Annotated in this window: 13 protein-coding genes; 12 read left to right on the top strand and 1 reads right to left on the bottom strand. The window is 62.1% G+C overall.

Features of this window, described 5'->3' with window-relative positions; all coding sequences use genetic code 11:
* The first annotated feature begins 95 nt into the window (after positions 1-95).
* Entirely contained in the window at positions 96-515 is a 420-nt protein-coding gene (locus AC1DQM_RS01305; protein ID WP_138867708.1) for a cupin domain-containing protein, read from the top strand.
* Positions 516-616: 101 nt separating this feature from the next.
* On the opposite strand, the gene AC1DQM_RS01300 is transcribed toward AC1DQM_RS01305, so the two are convergent.
* Positions 617-5,524 (bottom strand): NAD-glutamate dehydrogenase, encoded by a 4,908-nt coding sequence (locus AC1DQM_RS01300; RefSeq protein ID WP_018926160.1) that lies wholly within the window; start codon positions 5,522-5,524, stop codon positions 617-619.
* Between AC1DQM_RS01300 and AC1DQM_RS01295 the strand changes: the two genes are divergently transcribed.
* The 11 genes from AC1DQM_RS01295 (at position 5,499) to AC1DQM_RS01245 (ending at position 19,228) form a co-directional block, all read left to right on the top strand.
* Positions 5,499-5,918: a hypothetical protein gene (locus AC1DQM_RS01295; protein WP_140393602.1), complete on the top strand. Its 420-nt coding sequence runs from the start codon at positions 5,499-5,501 to the stop codon at positions 5,916-5,918. The two genes, AC1DQM_RS01300 and AC1DQM_RS01295, sit on opposite strands and share 26 nt — an antisense overlap.
* A gap of 121 nt (positions 5,919-6,039) precedes the next feature.
* Complete coding sequence (locus tag AC1DQM_RS01290; protein WP_477745707.1) at positions 6,040-6,393, top strand: hypothetical protein; 354 nt, start codon at positions 6,040-6,042, stop codon at positions 6,391-6,393.
* A gap of 247 nt (positions 6,394-6,640) precedes the next feature.
* Positions 6,641-7,600 (top strand): AAA family ATPase, encoded by a 960-nt coding sequence (locus AC1DQM_RS01285; protein WP_007941298.1) that lies wholly within the window; start codon positions 6,641-6,643, stop codon positions 7,598-7,600.
* Between the two features lie 5 nt (positions 7,601-7,605).
* A complete protein-coding gene (locus AC1DQM_RS01280) occupies positions 7,606-8,550 on the top strand; it encodes a DUF58 domain-containing protein (protein ID WP_018926162.1) in 945 nt (314 codons plus the stop codon).
* Positions 8,547-9,041: a DUF4381 domain-containing protein gene (locus AC1DQM_RS01275; RefSeq protein WP_019579298.1), complete on the top strand. Its 495-nt coding sequence runs from the start codon at positions 8,547-8,549 to the stop codon at positions 9,039-9,041. The genes AC1DQM_RS01280 and AC1DQM_RS01275 overlap by 4 nt, the downstream gene beginning before the upstream one ends.
* Complete coding sequence (locus AC1DQM_RS01270; RefSeq protein WP_018926163.1) at positions 9,034-10,128, top strand: vWA domain-containing protein; 1,095 nt, start codon at positions 9,034-9,036, stop codon at positions 10,126-10,128. Before AC1DQM_RS01275 ends, AC1DQM_RS01270 begins: the two co-directional genes overlap by 8 nt.
* A complete protein-coding gene (locus AC1DQM_RS01265; RefSeq protein WP_477745706.1) occupies positions 10,125-11,861 on the top strand; it encodes a vWA domain-containing protein in 1,737 nt (578 codons plus the stop codon). The genes AC1DQM_RS01270 and AC1DQM_RS01265 overlap by 4 nt, the downstream gene beginning before the upstream one ends.
* On the top strand, positions 11,858-13,498 hold the full coding sequence (locus AC1DQM_RS01260) for a BatD family protein (RefSeq protein WP_477745705.1): 1,641 nt from the start codon (positions 11,858-11,860) through the stop codon (positions 13,496-13,498). The genes AC1DQM_RS01265 and AC1DQM_RS01260 overlap by 4 nt, the downstream gene beginning before the upstream one ends.
* A gap of 254 nt (positions 13,499-13,752) precedes the next feature.
* The gene (locus tag AC1DQM_RS01255) at positions 13,753-14,997 is read left to right on the top strand and encodes an exonuclease SbcCD subunit D C-terminal domain-containing protein (protein ID WP_477745704.1); all 1,245 of its coding nucleotides are present in this window, start codon (positions 13,753-13,755) and stop codon (positions 14,995-14,997) included.
* Complete coding sequence (locus tag AC1DQM_RS01250) at positions 14,994-18,635, top strand: AAA family ATPase (RefSeq protein ID WP_477745703.1); 3,642 nt, start codon at positions 14,994-14,996, stop codon at positions 18,633-18,635. The genes AC1DQM_RS01255 and AC1DQM_RS01250 overlap by 4 nt, the downstream gene beginning before the upstream one ends.
* Entirely contained in the window at positions 18,632-19,228 is a 597-nt protein-coding gene (locus AC1DQM_RS01245) for a glutathione S-transferase (RefSeq protein ID WP_477745702.1), read from the top strand. Before AC1DQM_RS01250 ends, AC1DQM_RS01245 begins: the two co-directional genes overlap by 4 nt.
* The last annotated feature ends 97 nt before the right edge of the window (positions 19,229-19,325 follow it).

The raw sequence follows: 19,325 nt of genomic DNA, 5'->3' as shown, positions 1-19,325 counted from the left end.
TTGGTCCCCTCACCTTCCGGAAAATTGGCCGTTTGATTGCCCGACGGCGCGGCTTACCGTGGTCCCTGACGACTCACCACCACAGGTAATCAACCATGAATGCACTTCGTTTTTTTGCCGCCTCTCTCACCGCCCTGGCCCTGAGCGTTTCAGCCTCGGCATTCGCCGACAAAACCGCCGCCCCTTCGGAAAACGTCACCATTCTGCAGGACCAGATGCTAAAAAACGCACCTGGCAAAAAAGCCTTGATGATCGAAGTCGATTACCAGCCGGGCCAATCTTCCATTGCCCATAAACACCAGGGTACGGCCATGGCCTACGTGCTGTCAGGGGAGATCACTTCTCAAGTCAAAGGCGAAAAAGCGACCACCTACAAGGCTGGCGAATTCTGGTACGAACCGGCCGGTTCGGAACATCTGGTCTCGAAAAATGCCAGCGCCACCCAACCCGCCAAGCTGTTGGTGTTCATGGTGTTGGCCCCGGATGAGAAAGTGTTGATTCCTTTGCAGAACTGATCGCTGAGGCGAAGAGGCCCGACCAGCCCCCCCCCAAAAAACCATCAGGCAAAAAAAAGCCCCGTCTCTCTCGAGACGGGGCTTTTTCATTCAACGCTCAATCAGGCAGCCGGTTCCAGCTCGGCACCCGCAGTAGCGGTAATAACGGCAGGTACTACCGTTTGACCGCTCAACGCGACATCCAGCAATTCACGGTTGGCCACCGCGTACATGGCGTAATCAGTGCCGCTGGCGGCACGGATTTCCACCAGCATGGCGCGCCAGCGTTCGATCATGCCTTCGTTCTGCTCCATCCACAGCTCCAGGCGTGTTTCCACGTCCTGGGTGCCGTCGCCCTGTTGCAGGACCGAGATGGTGATCGCACGTTGTTGCCAGTCGACGTCATCGCGGAACGCTTCACGGGCCAGCGCTTGCCAGTTGTTTTCAACCGGCAGGGCGCTGATCTGTTGCAGGTACCAGGTGATGTCCAGCGCACTGCCCACGGCGAAGTAAGCCTTGGCCACATCCGCCGGGTCCTGGCCGGTCACGTCGGAAGCCTCGATGATCGGCAGCAGGGTGTACAGGTGCGTGGTGCCAGCCACCATGCGTGCCAGCAACTCCGGCACACCGGCTTCGACGTACGCCTGATAGCGAGCCTGCCAGGTGTCGCGAATCTCGCCACTGAGCAGTTCGTCAAGCTTGAGGCCCAACTCCTTCAGGTGCGGACCGAAATGCGCGACGTCACGGGCGGCGTTCTGCTCGTTGCGGCGGGCACGCAGGAACCAGCGCGTAGCGCGACGGCCCAGACGCATCAGCTCGTCCATCAGCTCCAGTTGTACGTCGGCCGAGACCTGATAATCCAGGGCTTCGATCTGACGGAACCAGTGCGGGAGATGGAAAATGTCACGCACGATCACGTAAGCGCCGGCCACGTTCGCCGGGCTCATGCCGGTCGACTCTTTGAGCCGTTGAACGAAGGTAATGCCCATGTGGTTGACCAGATCGTTGGCGATCTGGGTGCTGACGATTTCGCGCTTCAGGCGGTGACGGCGCATGGCGGCAGAGAACTTGCTGACCAGCGTCGGCGGGAAAGCGGTTTCCATGTCACGGGTCAGGTAGTCGTCGTCCGGCACCAGGGAGCCCAGCAACTGCTCCTTGAGGTCGATCTTGCTGTAGGAGATCAGCACCGACAGCTCGGCACGGGTCAGGCCATGGCCTGCCGCGACGCGCTCGTTGATCGCGTCTTCCGACGGCAGGAACTCGATGGCGCGATCCAGCTTGCCACGGGCTTCCAGATCGTTCATCAGGCGCTTGTATTCAGCGATCCGTGGCAAGGCACGACGGGCCGCCAGGGACAGTGCCTGGGTCTGCTTGTAGTTGTTGCCCAACACCAGGCCACCGACTTCGTCGGTCATGCTCGCCAGCAACTGGTTACGCTGCTTGTCGGTCATGTCGCCGGCCTGAACCACTTCGTTCAGCAGGATCTTGATGTTCACTTCGTGGTCGGAGCAGTCCACGCCACCGGCGTTGTCAATGAAGTCGGTGTTGGAACCGCCGCCATTGAGGCCGAACTCGACGCGACCCAGTTGGGTCATGCCCAGGTTACCGCCCTCGCCCACAACCTTGCAGCGCAGTTCGTTACCGTTCACGCGCAGTGCATCGTTGGCCTTGTCGCCGACATCGGCGTGGCTTTCGCTGCTGGCTTTGACGTACGTGCCGATACCGCCGTTCCACAACAGGTCTACCGGTGCCTTGAGCAAGGCGTTGAGCAGTTCGGTCGGGGTCAGCTTGTCGGCCTGAATGTCGAAGCGCTCTTTCATCTGCTCGGAGATGGCAATGCTCTTCGCGCTACGGGAGAAGATACCGCCGCCTTCGGACATGATGCTGGTGTCGTAATCCGACCAGGCCGAACGCGGCAGGTCGAACAGGCGCTGACGCTCGGCGAAGCTGCTGGCAGGCTCCGGGTTCGGGTCGATGAAGATGTGCAGGTGGTTGAAGGCTGCGACCAGTTGCAGCTTGTCGGACATCAGCAAGCCGTTACCGAACACGTCACCGGCCATGTCGCCGACGCCTACCACGGTGATGCTGTCTTCCTGGACGTTGATACCGCGTTCGCGGAAGTGGCGTTGTACGCCGACCCACGCGCCCTTGGCGGTGATACCCATTTTCTTGTGGTCGTAACCGGCGGAACCGCCAGATGCGAACGCGTCGCCGAGCCAGAAGCCGTAGTCGATGGCGATACCGTTGGCGATGTCGGAGAAGGTCGCAGTGCCCTTGTCCGCCGCCACCACCAGGTACGGGTCATCGTCGTCATGGCGCACGACGTTGGCCGGTGGCACCAGCGCACCGTCTTTCAGGTTGTCGGTGATGTCCAACAGGCCCGAGATGAAGATGCGGTAGCAGGCGATGCCCTCGGCCGCGATCTCGTCACGGCTGCCGCCCAGTGGCAGGCGACGCGGCAGGAAGCCACCCTTCGCACCCACCGGCACGATGACCGAGTTCTTCACTTGCTGGGCTTTTACCAGGCCCAGGACTTCGGTGCGGAAGTCTTCTTCACGGTCGGACCAGCGCAGACCGCCGCGAGCCACGTTGCCGAAGCGCAGGTGCACGCCTTCGACGCGCGGCGAGTAAACGAAGATTTCAAACTTCGGAACCGGCTTCGGCAGCTCTGGAATCTGGTGCGGGTTGAACTTGAAGCTGAAGTAGGACTTGTTCTGACCGTGAGCATCGGTCTGGTAGAAGTTGGTCCGCAGGGTCGCCTTGATCAGGTCCAGGTAACGACGCAGGATGCGGTCTTCGTTGAGCACCTGAACATCGTCCAGTGCGCTCAGAATCGCGTGTTCCAGGCGTTGTTGCTTGTCTTCCAGGTCGTCACTGGCCAGCTTGCGCGCCAGGTAGAAACGGGTTTTGAACAACCGGGTCAACTCGCGAGCGATGTCGGTGTGGTTGTTCAGGGTGCTGGCGATGTAACCCAGGTCGAAGCCCAGACGGATCTGCTTCATGTAACGGGCATAGGCACGCAGCAGCGCCACGTCGCGCCATGGCAGGCCAGCGGTCAGCACCAGACGGTTGAACGCATCGTTCTCGGCATCGCCACGCACGATGTGGACGAAGGCGTCCTGCAAGGTGTCGTTGAGTTGCTGGATGTCGAGTTCCAGGCCTTCGGCAGCCGTGAACGCAAAGTCGTGAATCCAGAACTCGCGACCGCTGTTGTGGCGCAGGCGATACGGGAATTCACCCAGTACGCGCAGGCCGAGGTTTTCCAGGATCGGCAACACATCGGACAACGCCAGCGGCGTGTCGGCGTGATACAGCTTGCAGTGCAGCTCACGTTGGCCCGATACCTGACCCAGCGGCTGATAGAAGCTCATCACCAGCGGATTCTTTTCGCTCAGGCTCAGCAGGTGCTGCATGTCGACCACAGCCGAGTGGGCGGCGAAGCGCTCGCGGTAACCAGCCGGGAAGCCTTTCGGGAAGTCGGCCAGCACGTTGGTGCCCTGGGCTTCGCCGAAGCTCTCGACCACCAGGCTGGCGTAGTCGTCCTGCCAGCTGCGGCAGGCCTGCACCACTTCTTTTTCCAGCAGAACCGGGTCGATGTCCAGACGGTTCTTCGGGTCGACCCGCAGAATCAGCTGCACACGGGCCAGCACGGATTCGGAGAAGAAGGTCCAGAACTCGCAGTCAGAGGCTTTCAGACGATCCATCAGCACTTGCTGGATCTTCTGGCGCACTTCGGTGGAGTAGATGTCACGCGGCACATAGGCCAGGCAGTAGCAGAAACGACCGTACGGGTCTTTGCGCAGGAATACGCGGATCTTGTTGCGTTCCTGGATCTGCACGATCGACATCACGGTGGCGAACAACTCATCCACCGGCGTCTGGAACAGGTCATCGCGAGGCAACACTTCAAGTACCTGGGCCAGTTCCTTGCCCAAGTGAGCCTTGGCCTGGAAGCCCGAGCGCTGCTCGATGATCTCGACCTTGCGACGGATGTAAGGAATGACCCGCACGCTTTCGCCATACACCGACGAGGTGTACAGGCCCATGAAGCGGCATTCCTTGATGACCTTGCCGTTGGCATCGATCTGGCGGATCGACACGTAGTCCGGGTAGGCCGGACGGTGGACACGGCTTGGGTGTGCCGCCTTGGCGAACGACAGCGGCGTCGGTTCACGCAGGTAGTTGACGGCGTAGTCTTCGATGCGCAGGTCATCGACGGTCAGGCCGGCGCGCAGCAGCTTGGTCAGGCCGAGGAACGAGCTCTGATCATAGTCGATGTGACCGCCGTTCTGATCCTCGCCCACCACGAACTCTTCGTAGCCCAGGAAGGTGAAGTGGTTGCCCACCAGCCATTCCAGGAAGCTCTTGATTTCGGATTTTTCTTCGGCGTCGATGGCGAACTGGCTATTGTCGATGCCTTCGATCAGCTCCTGGACCTTGGCTTTCATCGGTTCGAAATCGGCGACCGCAACGCGGACTTCACCGAGAACCTGCTCCAGCTCTTTGGTCAGGACATTCAATTCGGCCGTGTTGGCGCAACGGTCGATTTCCAGGTACATCAGCGATTCTTGCAGAATGCCTTCACCCTGGGTGCCTTTCGGCAGGATTTCCAGTAGCTCACCCTTGCTGCCGCGACGCACGCTCAGCACAGTGGTTTGCAGGGTATGAATGCTGTAGCCGCGACGGTTCAGCTCGGTACGCACCGAATCCACCAGGAATGGCAGATCGTGGTGCAGCACTTCGACCGCGGTGTGGGTCGACTGCCAGCCGTGGCGTTCGTAATCGGGGTTGTAGACACGCACTTGCGATTGAGCGTGATCGAAGCGCTCAAGCAGGCGCCATGCAGAAAGGGTGCAACCGGCGAGGTCGGACAACCGACGTTGGGTCAGCTCGTCGAGGGAAATGATGCCGAAAAATTGTTCGGCGAACAGCGCCACTTGTGGCAGTGCCTGTTCACTGATGTGCTGCGCCAGTGCCGCTTGCAGTTGGTGCTGGAAGTCGGCTTTGCTGGCTGCGGTGAAGAACGCCATCTGTGGTACTCCGCTTGGGCTTGTTATTGATGGAAGCGTCGCGTGCAAACCCCTTTCGGGGCAATCCGTCACCCTGTTCCTGATTCTCGGGCAGAGGAAACAGGACGACAGTTGGGTGAAGCTGGACGAGACACTCAGGTCACATTCACCTTCCATTGAATGGGCATCTGCAAAAACGACTGGCGGGGCTACCATCGCAGCCATCGTCAATGCCTTTACGGGTGCTCATCCGTTGCGCAGCTTAACCAGTGCGGCAAGGGCCGTGCTTGCAGCGCTGCGACATATTCGGTCATCGGCACGTAACTCGTGGCATGCGCCTCGAACAACACTAGCAGCCGTGCAGGAAAACGGGCGTTTTATGCCCGGATTTACGGCACCTTCGTACCAGAAATGACTCGAGACGCATCGGATGTTCACAACACATCCTCTGACACTCAGCCAAGCAGAAATTCCCCAGGGCTGGCAGAATTGCCGTTTGTTGTGTTCACAACGCTCGCCGAGCCAGGATTTCCCCCATGCAAATCACAACCGACCTCTTGATCGTCAACCCGTGCGATGACGAAGAAGACAATCTGGCCATGCTCTGCTGCACCAGTGCCGAGGGCGAAATGTTCCTGATGAGCCGCTTTCCGGACGAGGACGAGCTGGAGATCATCTTCCACGACAAGCCTTCGGCCCTGGATGGCGTGAAAGTCACCCTCAGCCCTGACCGTCTGCTGATCGAAATCGCCGCCGTGGACGCCGATGCGCTGGATGGCAATGATTCGCTGGAAATCCTGCACAGTACCGATGCCAGCGATCTGGCTGAGGTGGAAGAAACCTTGCAGAACATCCTCAATGGGATTGGTACTTACATCAGCGAAATCTGATGGCGGTTTAGTGATCGTTCCCACACTCTGCGTGGGGATGCAGCCTGTGACGCTCTGCGTCACGATTTTAAAGCGGGACGCAGAGCGTCCGGTGATGCATTCCCACGCAGAGCGTGGGAACGAGCGTTAATCCGCACATTTCTACAAAATGCCGTTAGTCGGCGCCCCCCGCGATGGATTAAAGTAACGCCCCCAGCCCTGGCGTTATTCGAACGTCTTCGGTCACCCTTTCCAGGAACAGTCATCGATGGAACATCGTGAAGCGCTGCTCGCGCTGCGAACCTTTCTTTCAACGCAGATTCTCGGCCAGGAAAAACTCATCGAGCGCTTGCTCATCGCCTTGCTCGCCGACGGTCACATGCTGGTCGAGGGCGCCCCGGGGCTGGCCAAGACCAAGGCCATCAAAGAACTCGCCGAAGGCATCGAAGCACAGTTCCATCGCATCCAGTTCACCCCCGACCTGCTGCCGGCCGACATCACCGGCACGGAAATCTATCGCCCGGAAACCGGCAGCTTCGTGTTCCAGCAAGGCCCGATCTTCCATAACCTGGTGCTGGCGGACGAAATCAACCGTGCCCCGGCCAAGGTCCAGTCGGCCCTGCTCGAAGCCATGGGCGAACGCCAGGTCAGCGTCGGGCGCAGCACCTACGAGCTGTCGCCGCTGTTTCTGGTCATGGCCACGCAAAACCCCATCGAGCAGGAAGGCACCTACCCGTTGCCCGAAGCCCAGCTCGACCGGTTCCTGATGCACGTGAAAATCGGCTTCCCCGACGCCACCGTCGAACGACGGATTCTGCAACAGGCCCGTGGCGAAGCACTGCACGGCGAAACCAAACCTGAACGCCGGGTCAGCCAGCAGGCGATCTTCGCCGCGCGCAAGGAAATCCTCGGCTTGTACATGGCCGACGCCGTGGAGGAATACCTGGTGCAACTGGTCATGGCCACGCGGATCCCGGCCAAGTTCGACCCGGAAATGGCCGAATGGATCGCCTACGGCGCCAGTCCACGCGGCTCCATCGCCCTCGACCGTTGTGCCCGGGCGCATGCCTGGCTGGCCGGTCGCGACTTCGTCAGCCCGGAAGACATTCAAGCGGTGCTGTTCGATGTGTTGCGTCACCGCATCATTCTTTCCTTTGAAGCCGAAGCCGCTGGCATCGACCAGGACCGGGTGGTCCAGCGGATTCTCGACGTCGTAGCCGTCGCTTGACCCCGATGAACACCCTTCTGCCGCCCGAGCCAGGCATCCGCATCAGCCTCGCCGAGCTGATCGAGATGCGCCATCGCGTGCGCGAAGTGCAGCTGTTTTCCACGCCGAGCCAGCGCAGCCCGCTGATCGGCCTGCACCACTCCAAACTGCGCGGGCGCGGGGTGGACTTCGATCAGGTGCGGGTCTATCAGGCCGGCGATGATGTGCGCAGCATCGACTGGCGCGTCACCGCCCGGACCCAGGAACCGCACACCAAGCTGTTCCATGAGGAGCGCGAACGACCGATTTTCATCATGGTTGAACAGAGCCGTCGGCTGTTTTTCGGCTCCGGGTTGATGTTCAAGTCGGTGCTGGCCGCCCAGGCCGCGAGCCTGATTGGCTGGGCCGCGCTGGGGCATAACGACCGGGTCGGCGGGCTGGTGTTCGGCGACAACGAGCATTACGAAATCAAGCCGCGACGCAGTAAGCAGAGCCTGCTGCAACTGCTCAACCGGCTGGTGCGGGTCAATCAATCGCTGCACACCGAGCGCGAACCGGACCGCGATGCCTTCGGCATTGCCCTGCGCCGCGCCCGGGAAGTGCTGCGCCCTGGCAGCCTGGTGATTGTGATCTGCGACGAACGCGCCTTGTCCGACAGTGCCGAGCAGCAACTGAGCCTGTTGTCGCGCCATTGCGACCTGTTGCTGCTGCCGGTGTCCGACCCGCTGGATCACGCCCTGCCCGCCGCCGGCCTGCTTCGTTTTGCCGAACACGGCGCGCAACTGGAACTCGACACCTTGAATTTCGACCTGCGCCAGGCCTATCGCGCCCAAGCGGAAGCACGCATTGACCGCTGGGAGCTGCTGGCGCAGAAGCTGCGGGTGTTGCTGATGCCGTTGAGCACCCAAAGCGAAATGGTCGAGCAATTGCGTGAATACCTGAACCCACAACGTCCGGGGAAAGGTCGATGAGCAGCCTCGATCAACTGCAACCGCTGATTTCCCCGCCACCGATCGGCTTCTGGCCGCCGGCACCGGGCTGGTGGCTGCTGCTGTTGTTGCTGCCGCTGATCGGTTTCGGCGTATGGCAGTTGCGACGCTTCATTCCGGACAAGCGCCCTGTCGTGCGCGCCGAACAACCGCTGGACCCGGTGCGCCTCGCCGCCCTGGCCGAACTCGCGCTGATGCCCAAACCCTACGACGGCGCCCCGGCCGGTGCCTGGCTGCAGCAACTCAACGGTTTGCTCAAACGCCTGTGCCGCAACCATTACCCCTACAGTCAGAGCCACACCCTCAACGGCCGCCAGTGGCTGGCGTTCCTCGACAACCGCTGCCCGGCTGCTGGCCTTACACGCTGGATGGTGCTGGTGGAAGGTGCCTACAAGCCCGAGTGCAAACTCGACGACAAGGCCATCGCCGGCCTGACTCAAGCCGTCGACACCTGGATTCGCAAACATGTTTGAGTTCGCCTGGCCGTGGATTTTCGCCCTGCTGCCGCTACCGTGGCTGATGCGGGTGCTGTTGCCAGTGGCCGACAGTGGCGAACCGGCACTCAAGGTCAGCTTCCTCAGCGACCTCGAAGGCCTCGCTCGCCGCCGCGCCCGGGCCAACCTGCCGACCTGGCGCCAGCAAGCCCCGTTCATTCTGATGTGGCTGTTGCTGCTGATCGCCGCAGCGCGCCCGCAATGGCTCGGCGAACCGCTACCGATTGCCGCCAGTGGCCGCGATTTGCTGGTGGCAGTGGACGTCTCCGGCTCAATGGACTTCCCCGACATGCAGTGGCAGGACGAAGACGTCAGCCGACTGTCACTGGTGCAGCATTTGTTCGGTGATTTTCTCGAAAGTCGCGATGGCGACCGGGTCGGGTTGATCCTGTTCGGCAGCCAGGCCTATCTGCAAGCGCCGCTGACCTTCGACCGCCATACCGTGCGTGTCTGGCTCGACGAAGCGCGAATCGGTATTGCCGGCAAGAACACCGCCATCGGCGACGCCATCGGCCTGGCCCTCAAACGCCTGCGCCAACGCCCGGCACAAAGCCGCGTGCTGATTCTGGTCACCGACGGTGCCAACAATGGCGGCGAAATCGATCCGCTGACCGCCGCACGCCTGGCGGCGAATGAAGGCGTAAAAATCTACCCGATCGGCATTGGCGCCGACCCGGAACAAAGTGGCACCCTGGGCTTCCTGGGCATCAACCCGAGCCTGGACCTCGACGAGCCGGCCTTGAAAGCCATTGCCCAAGCCACCGGAGGCCAGTATTTCCGCGCCCGCGACGGCCAGGAATTGCAGGCGATCAAGACCACCCTCGACAAACTGGAACCGGTAGCCCAGCAACCTACGCAGGCCCGTCCGGCCCAGGCGTTGTATCACTGGCCTCTGGCGATGGCGCTGCTGTTGAGCATGCTGCTGGTGATCCGTGAGCGCTGGCCGGATAACCCGTTGCAACGTCTATTTACCAAGAAGCTGTTTACCAAAGAGCGGTTTCTGCATACGCAACTGCCCGACTGGCGTCAGCGCCTCAAACGCCTGCGTCTGCGGAGGCGCCGATGATCGCTCTCTGGCCGTACTGGTTCCGCCCTTGGTGGCTGTTATTGCTGCCGTTGCTGGGCTGGTTGCTCTGGCAACTCTGGCACCGGCAGAAGCGCGCGGGTCGCTGGCAAATGATTCTGCCACCGGCCTTCCATGCCGCCTTGCTCAGTGGTGGCAGCGGTCGCGAGAGCAAACTGCCGTGGGTCGCCCTGGGCCTGGCCTGGGTGCTGACCGTGCTGGCCCTGCTGGGGCCGAGCTGGCAACGCGTTGAGCAAACCGGCCAGAAACCCGCTGACCCGCTGGTGGTGTTGCTTGAGTTGACCCCGGAAATGCTCGCCGCAGACGTTGCGCCAAACCGGCTGGAACAGGCCCGGCGCAAACTGCTGGATCTGCTGCAAAACCGCAGCGACGCGCAGACCGCCATCGTCGTCTACGCCGGCAGCGCCCATACGCTGGTGCCACTGTCGGATGACCTGTCGACCAGCCGCAATCTTTTGGATGCGCTCAAGCCGTCGCTGATGCCCCAGGCCGGTCATCGCGCCGATCTGGCGGTGGCCAAGGCCCTGACGCTGCTGGATCAGGGAGCCCTTGGCCAGGGGCGAATCCTGCTGATCGGTTCGTCGCTGACGGAACACGAACGCCAAGGGATTCGTCAGGCGCTGGACGCCAAGTCCACACAATTTCTGATGCTCGGCATCGGTACCGCCGAAGGTGCGCCGGTCGCACAGGACGACGGCAGTTTCCTCAAGGACGATCAGGGCGCGATTCTGGTGCCGCATCTGGACGGCCCCAGCCTGAAAGCCTTTGCCAATGGCCTGGGTGGAGGTTACGCCCAGGCACGCCTGGACGATGCCGACCTGCGCGACCTCGGCCTGCTCGACGGCCCACGGGACCTGCGCCACGACGGCCAGACGTTGCGCCTCGACACCTGGGCCGATCAGGGTTACTGGCTGCTGCTGCCGTTACTATTGCTGGCCGCCTGTGCCGGGCGTCGCGGCTGGTTGTTCTGCTTGCCGCTGCTGTTCCTGCTGCCGCAACCGAGTTATGCCTTCGATTTCGAAGACTTGTGGCTGCGGCCCGATCAGCAGGGTTTGCACTTGCTCAAACAAAAGCGCCCTGCCGAAGCCGCGCAGCATTTCGAAGACCCGCAATGGCAAGGTGTGGCGCTCTATGAAGCTGGCGACTACAGTGGCGCCGCCCAGCGGTTTGCCCAAGGCAACGACGCCCACGCCCACTACAATCGGGGTAACGCGCTGGCCAAAAGCGGCGAACTGGAAGCGGCGCTGGATGCTTATGAGCAAGCGCTGGAGCTTCAGCCAGACCTGCGCCCGGCGCTGACCAACAAGGCACTGGTGGAAACGCTGCTCAAGCAGAAAACCGCTACACCGCCCGTCGAGCCGGACAAAACCGCCGAGGGCGAAACCGAAACCATGCCTCAGGAACCGCCACCGGGCAGCGCCACCCAGCCGAGTGATGGCGAGCCGAAAACCGACGCCCAACAGGCCACGCCGGACGCCGAGCAGCCGCCCACGGCACCACCGCAATCGGGCGCCAATGAAGTTCCGGGCAGCGAATTGGGGGATGAACAAAGCACCACGCCACCACGGCGCCCCGCCAGCGACATGCTCGAAGGCGAACAGCAACAGGCGCTGGAGCAATGGTTGCGCAAGATCCCGGATGACCCCGGCGAACTGCTCCGGCGCAAATTCTGGTACGAACAGCAACAACATCAGGATCAGGGAAAAACTCGATGACCCGCTTCACCGCCTTCTTGCTTGCACTGCTTCTGTGGACCGCTCAGGCCCAGGCCGCGGAGCTGGTCGCCAGTGTCGATCGCAGTCGCCTGAATTCCGGGGAGACGGTCGAACTGACTCTGGAATCCAGCGACGTGACCCAGTTCGGCAAACCCGACCTGACTCCGCTGGAGCCGCAGTTCGAGGTGCGCGGTACCCGTCAGGTCAACCAACCGAACACCCTCAACGGCAACACTCAAGCGACCACCCGCTGGATCATCACCCTACTGCCCCGGCAGAACGGCAGTGTGGTAATTCCGTCACTGCAACTGGGCGAGGCGCAGAGCCAACCGATTACCGTGCAGGTGATCGAAAGCGAAACCCAGGACAGCAGCAACACGCTTGCGCCGGTGTTCATCGAAGCCAGCCTCGACCAAAACAGCGTCTATGTGCAGGCTCAGGCGATCCTGACCTTGCGCATTTATCATTCGGTGTCGCTGTACGACGACAGCAGCCTGACCCCGTTGCAGATTCCCGATGCGCGCATCGAACAACTGGGCGAGTCGCGCACCTACGAGAAAGCCATCAACGGTTTGCGCCACGGCGTGATCGAAATGCGCTACGCGATCTACCCACAGCACAGCGGTGTATTGACCATTCCGGCGCAAGTGTTCAGTGCCACACTGGTCGATGCCCAACCGTCCCAGGACGGATCGCCCCAGGGGCCAAAACCGGGCAAATTGATGCGCGTCAGTTCCACCGAGATTCCGCTGACGGTCAAGGCCAAGCCCGGCAGTTATCCAGCCGCTGTTCCCTGGCTACCCGCCCGCAGCCTGAGCCTGAGTGAAAGCTGGAGCCCGGAACCGGATCATGCGCAGGTCGGCGACTCGCTGACCCGCAGCCTGACCTTGAGCGCCGAAGGCCTCGCCAGCTCTCAACTGCCACCGTTGCCCGCCACCGAGATCAACGGCCTGCGGCGCTACCCGGATCAACCGGTGCTGAGCAACCAGAGCGGAGAGCGTGGCTTGGTCGGCAGTCGCGAGGACCGTGAAGCCCTGGTGCCGACCCGCACCGGCGACATCGACTTGCCGAGCGTTGAAGTGATCTGGTGGAACACCTTCGAGGATCATCTGGAACACACCAGCCTGCCGGCCCGCACGCTGCAAGTGGCGAGCAATCCGAGCCTGATCGTCGACACCCCGGCGAGCAGCCCGCTGGTGATGGCCGGCGCCAGCAACGAAGCCCTTTGGTGGTGGAAACTCAGCACGGCAATTCTGGCCTGCACCACCCTGCTGGGCTTCGGCCTCTGGTGGCGCGCCCGCTCGCAACCGGCAGTCCTGCGGGCAGCGCAGACCGGCCCGAGCCCACGCACGCTGCTCGACGACCTCAAACGCGCCTGCCAGGCCAACGACACCCACGCCACCCGCCAGGCCCTCGACGCCTGGGCCCGGCAACAACCGGAAACCCTGGCCGACATGGCCGCCCGCTTCGTGCCGCTGTCCGATGCCCTCGACGGCCTGAACGGCGCGCTCTACAGCGAAACCGGGCAGTATTGGCAAGGTGAAGAACTCTGGCGCGCCATCCGGGCGATCCCGACGGCCGAAGGGTTTCAAGGCGTGGTCGGCGACAGTGGGTTGCCGCCGCTTTATCCTAAATAGTCCCGACCAATGGGATGAAGGGGCTTTTGTGGCGAGGGGGCTTGCCCCCGTTCGGCTGCGAAGCAGTCGTGAATCCAGGCGACTCGGTGGCACTGAAGAATTGTAAGGGGCGCTTCGCACCCCAACGGGGGCAAGCCCCCTCGCCACTAAATCAGTGCCTGACCACATCCCATGTGTTTGCCAGTAAACTCTCCCCTCTTTAGCCGCCATCATTTCCCCCGCGGCCATCACCTTATTTTGTTGCGGAGTACGCCTTGCGTCTGTTCCACACCTCCGACTGGCACCTTGGGCAGAACCTGCACGGCCAGGAACGCGATTTCGAGCACGCCTGTTTTCTCGACTGGCTGCTGCGTCAGCTGAAGCTGGACCAGCCTGATGTGCTGCTGATTGCCGGCGATATCTTCGACACGGTCAACCCACCGGTCAAAGCCCAGGAACGCCTCTACGATTTCATCGTCAGCGCCCACGAGCAGCAGCCCTTGCTGACCATCGTGATGATCGCCGGCAACCACGACTCCGGCTCGCGCATCGAACTGCCCGCGCCGTTGATGCGCCGCTTGCGCACTCACGCCCTGGGGCGCGTGCTGTGGCTGGATGACGGCCAACTGGATGCCGAACGCCTGTTGCTGCCGTTGCCGGATGCCAGCGGCGCAATCGCTGCCTGGTGCCTGGCGCTGCCGTTCCTGCGCCCCGCCGAAGTGACCGGCGCGCAGCTGGGTGACAACTATTTGCGCGGCATCGGCCAGGTTCACGAATGGCTGATTGAAGCGGCGAACGTCAAGCGCAAGCCGGGTCAGGCGCTGATCGCTATCAGCCATGCGCACATGGCCGGCGGTTCGGTGTCCGAGGACTCCGAGCGCAGCCTGATCATCGGCAACGCTGAAGCCCTGCCTGCCAGCCTGTTCGGGCCGAGCATCAGCTATGTCGCCCTCGGGCATTTGCACAAGCCGCAGAAGGTCAACGGCGAAGAACGCATCCGCTACAGCGGCTCGCCGATTCCGTTATCGTTCTCCGAGATCGGTTATCAGCATCAGATTCTCGACATCAAACTGGATGGCGAAACCCTGCTCAGCGTCGAACCGAAGCTCATTCCCCGACCAGTGAACCTGCAACGCCTCGGCCCCGCGCCGCTGGCGGAGATCCTGCTGCAACTGGCCGACCTGCCCAACATCGACCTGCTCGCCGACATCCAGCGCCAGCCGTGGCTGGAAGTGCGGGTGCGCCTCGATGAACCGCAACCGGACCTGCGCCATCAAGTGGAAACAGCCCTGCAAGGCAAAGCGGTACGGCTGGTGCGGATTGCCGCCGAATACGCCGGCAACGGCAGTCGCGATGGTGTCGATGACGGCGCCACCTTGATCGAACTGGATCAGCTCACACCGCAGGAACTGTTCAGCCGCGCCTGGCAGGACAACTACGGCAGCGAGGTCGACGAGCAAACGCTCAAGGACTTCGCCGAGCTGCTGCAAGACGTGCAGATGGAGAGCGAGCAACCATGAAAATCCTCGCGATCCGCTTGAAAAACCTCGCCTCCCTGGCCGGGCCGTTTGAGATCGACTTCACCGTCGAACCCTTGGCCAGTGCCGGTCTGTTTGCGATTACCGGGCCGACCGGCGCCGGCAAAAGCACGCTGCTCGATGCGCTGTGCCTGGCGCTGTTTGGCGCCGTGCCGCGGCTGAACAATACCGGCCGCGATGCCAAGGTTCCGGACGCCGATGGCGAAATCGGCACCGGCGACCCGCGGACCCTGCTGCGTCGTGGCACCGGAGAAGGTTATGCCGAAGTGGATTTCGTCGGCATCGACGGTCGTCGCTATCGCGCGCGCTGGGAGGCCAATCGCGCTCGGGAGAAGGCCGGCGGCAAGCTGCAAGCCAGTCGCCAGAGCCTGCGCGACATCGATCAGGATCAACTGCTGGCCAGCCAGAAAGGCGAGTACAAGACTCAGCTCGAAACCGCGCTGGGCCTGAACTTCGAACAGTTCACCCGCGCCGTGTTGTTGGCCCAAAGCGAGTTCAGCGCGTTCCTCAAGGCGGACGACAACGACCGTAGCGAACTGCTGGAAAAGCTCACCGACACCGCGCTCTACACCCGCCTCGGTCGCCGCGCCTTCGACAAGACCAAAGAAGCACGCGAAGCCCACAAGCTGTTGCAGGACCAGGCCACCGGGGTCACGCCACTGTCGCCTGAAGCCCGGGCCGAGCTTGATGAGCGCTTCAATGACGCGCAGCAGCAACTCAAGACCCAGCAGGCGCAGCTCAAGCAATTGGAGTTGCAACACACCTGGCTCAAGGATTTGCGTCAGTTGCAGGACGCGCAACAGAGCGCCTCCGAGCAACTGCAGTCCGCCCAACAACACTGGGACAGCCTGGCCGGCGAGCGCTTGAAGCTGACCCGTCTGGAGCAACTGGCCCCGCAACGGCACCAATTCGCGCGAAAGACCGAATTGACCACCCAGCTCACACCGCTGGCGGCACAGATTCAGCAGCATACCCAACAGCAAACCGAACTGAACGCGCGTCAGGCTCAGCTCGAACACAGCCTGAGCGCGGCGCAAACGGCACTGGCCGCCGCACAAAGCCAACACAGCACCAGCGCGCCGCTGCTGCGTCAGGCCTTCGAAGAGCAAAGCACCCTCGCCCGCCTGGTCAAGGACGCCAGCCTCAGTGCCGACCTCAAGCAGCAGGCAGAACTGGCCAGCACTCAGGGCCAAAGTACGATTCAGGGCTTGCTTGACCAGCAGAAACAGGTCGCAGAACGGTTGCAGCGTATCGCCGGTGAGCTTGAGCAGAGCACTCATCTGGCGCCACTGAGCGACGCCTGGAACGCCTACCGCGATCGTCTGCAACAACTGATGCTGATCGGCAATCGCCTGAACAAGGGCCAGTCCGAACTGGCCGGCCTGGAGCAAAGCGCCACCCGCGCCGCCGAGGATCTGGCCACCCAGCGCCAGAGCCTTGAGCTGCTGTACAAAGAGGCCGGCGCCGAACCTGAAGCGGTGGCCGAGCAGATTCAGATCCTCGGCAGCCTGCTACAGGACAACCGCAAGCAACTGCGGGCCATTGAAGAGCTGACGCGGCTGTGGGCCAGCCAGCAGGAACTGGACAAACGCGGCGCCGAGTTGCAGCAGCGCCAACTCGCCGCTCAGCAAGAGCGTGATCGTCTGACTCAGGACGGCGTGAAAACCAAAGCCGAATTGACCGTTGCCGAACAGACCCTGACCGTCACCCGCGAACTGCTGGAACGTCAGCGCCTGGCACGCAGTGCCAGCGTCGAAGAGCTGCGTGCACAACTGCTGGACGATCAGCCGTGCCCGGTTTGTGGCAGCCCGGACCATCCTTATCATCAGCCCGAAGCCTTGCTGCAAAGCCTCGGTCGGCACGATGAAAACGAACAGGCCAACGCCCAGAAAGCCGTTGACCTGCTCAAGGAAAAACTCACCGATCTGCGCGCCGAAGTCGGTGGCCTGATTGCTCAGCAAAAGGAATTGCTGCAACAGCAAGAACAACTCGCCACTCAGCAACAGAGCCTGGCACCGAGCCTGGAAGCGCACCCTCTGTCTGCTCAACTGTTGGCCCAGGACGCAGACAAACGCGATGCCTGGCTGACCCAACAAAGCAGCCAGTTGAACCAGAGCATCACCCAGGACGAACAGCGGCAAACCGCCCTGCTCACCCTGCAACAAGATGCCGCGCGACTGGCGCAACAACTGCGCAGCGCCGAAGCGGCGAACCAACAGGCGACACAACACCTGCTCAACCAGCAACGGGAGTTGAGCAGCGATCGCCAACGCCTGGACGAAGAACTGAGTGCGTTCAGCAGCCTGCTGCCAGCCCAGACGCTGGAAGCCCTGCGCAATGAACCCGCCGCGACTTTCATGCAGCTCGACCAGCAGATCGCCCAGCGCCTGCAACAACTCGAACAGCAGCGCGATGAACTCGCTGAACAGCAACAACGCCAGCAGACGCTGGACAAAGAACAGGACCGCCAGCAGACCCGCACCCAGCAACTGGACGTCGCGCAGCAGCAGTTCAGCGCGCTGGCCGGGCAACAACAGGCTTGCCAGGAAAAACTGACGCAACTGCTGGGCGAACACGCCAGCGCCGAACAATGGCAGCAGCAACTGGATCAGGCCGTCGAGCAGGCACGCAATGCCGAAGCGACGGCCAATCAGGAACTGCAAAGCGTGCGCACGGAGCTGGTGCAACTGGCCGCCGAACTCAAGGCGCAACAGGAACGTGCGCAAGCCCTGGAAAGCGAAGACCGCGAGCTCAACAGCAAGATCGCCGACTGGCGCGCGCAGCATCCAGAACTGGACGACGGTGGGCTGGAAGCGCTGCTCGGTGTCAACGACCAACAGCTCAGCGAGCTGCGTCAACGATTGCAGCAAAGCGAACAAGACATCGCGCAAGCCAAGGTGCTGTTGCAGGAGCGGGATCAGCGCTTGCGCGATCATCAGGCGCAGCACAACGGCAACCTGGACGCCGGACAACTGGCCACGGCACTGGCCGAGCTGCAAAACCTGTTCGCCGCCAGCGAGCATCGCTGCGCTGAATTGCGCGCCGAACAAACCGAAGATCAGCGTCGACAAAACGCCAATCAGGCGCTGGCGCAGCAGATCGCCGACGCCTACGCCGAGTACCAGCGCTGGGCGCGCTTGAGTGCGCTGATCGGTTCGGCCACCGGCGACACCTTCCGCAAAATCGCCCAGGCCTACAACCTCGACCTGCTGGTGCATCACGCCAACGTCCAGTTGCGGCAACTGGTGCGGCGCTATCGCCTGAAGCGGGGCGGCAGCATGCTCGGGTTATTGGTGATGGACACCGAGATGGGCGATGAACTGCGCTCGGTGCATTCGCTGTCCGGTGGCGAGACGTTCCTGGTGTCGCTGGCGCTGGCGCTCGGTTTGGCATCGATGGCATCGAGCACGCTGAAAATCGAATCGTTGTTCATCGACGAAGGCTTCGGCAGCCTCGACCCCGAATCCCTGCAACTGGCCATGGACGCCCTCGACGGCCTGCAGGCACAGGGACGCAAGGTCGCGGTGATTTCCCACGTACAGGAAATGCATGAACGGATTCCGGTGCAGATCCAGGTCCACCGCCAGGGCAACGGCCTGAGTACCCTGGAGGTGAAATGATCACGCTGTATTCGTTCCGCCGCTGCCCCTACGCCATGCGCGCTCGCATGGCCCTGCGTTATTCGGGGGTTGCGGTGAATATCGTCGAGGTCAGCCTCAAGGCCAAACCGGCCGAAATGCTCGCACTGTCAAGTAAAGGCACGGTGCCGGTGCTGAGCGTGGACGGCCGGGTGATCGATGAAAGCCTGGAAATCATGCGCTGGGCGCTGGCGCAGAACGACCCGCAGGACTGGTTGCTCAAGGATGACCCTGTCGGGCAGCGATACATCGCCGGGCTGATCGAAGAAAACGATTCGGTGTTCAAGGTGCACCTCAATCGCTACAAATACGCCGAGCGTTATCCCGAGCAACCAATGACGTTTTATCGCGCCGAGGGCGAGGTGTTCTTGCGCAAGCTGGATCAATTGCTGGAGGGGCGCGCCTACTTGCTGGGCGAGCACCCGAGCCTGGCCGATGTCGCCTTGATGCCGTTCGTGCGGCAATTCGCCCATGTGGATCGCGAGTGGTTCGGGCAGACACCTTATGTGCGATTGCAGGGCTGGTTGCAGCGCTTTCTGGAATCGGATCTGTTCACCGGTGTGATGCAGAAGTAGCCTTTGTAGCAGCTGCCGAGCGTGCGAGGCTGCGTTCGGCTGCGTAGCAGTCGTAAACTCGGCTGATGCGGTCTGACTGATGCACCGCAAGCTCTGG

The organism is Pseudomonas sp. 01L34 (genome assembly GCF_056400265.1).
This window is presented reverse-complemented; position numbering and strand designations above follow the sequence as displayed.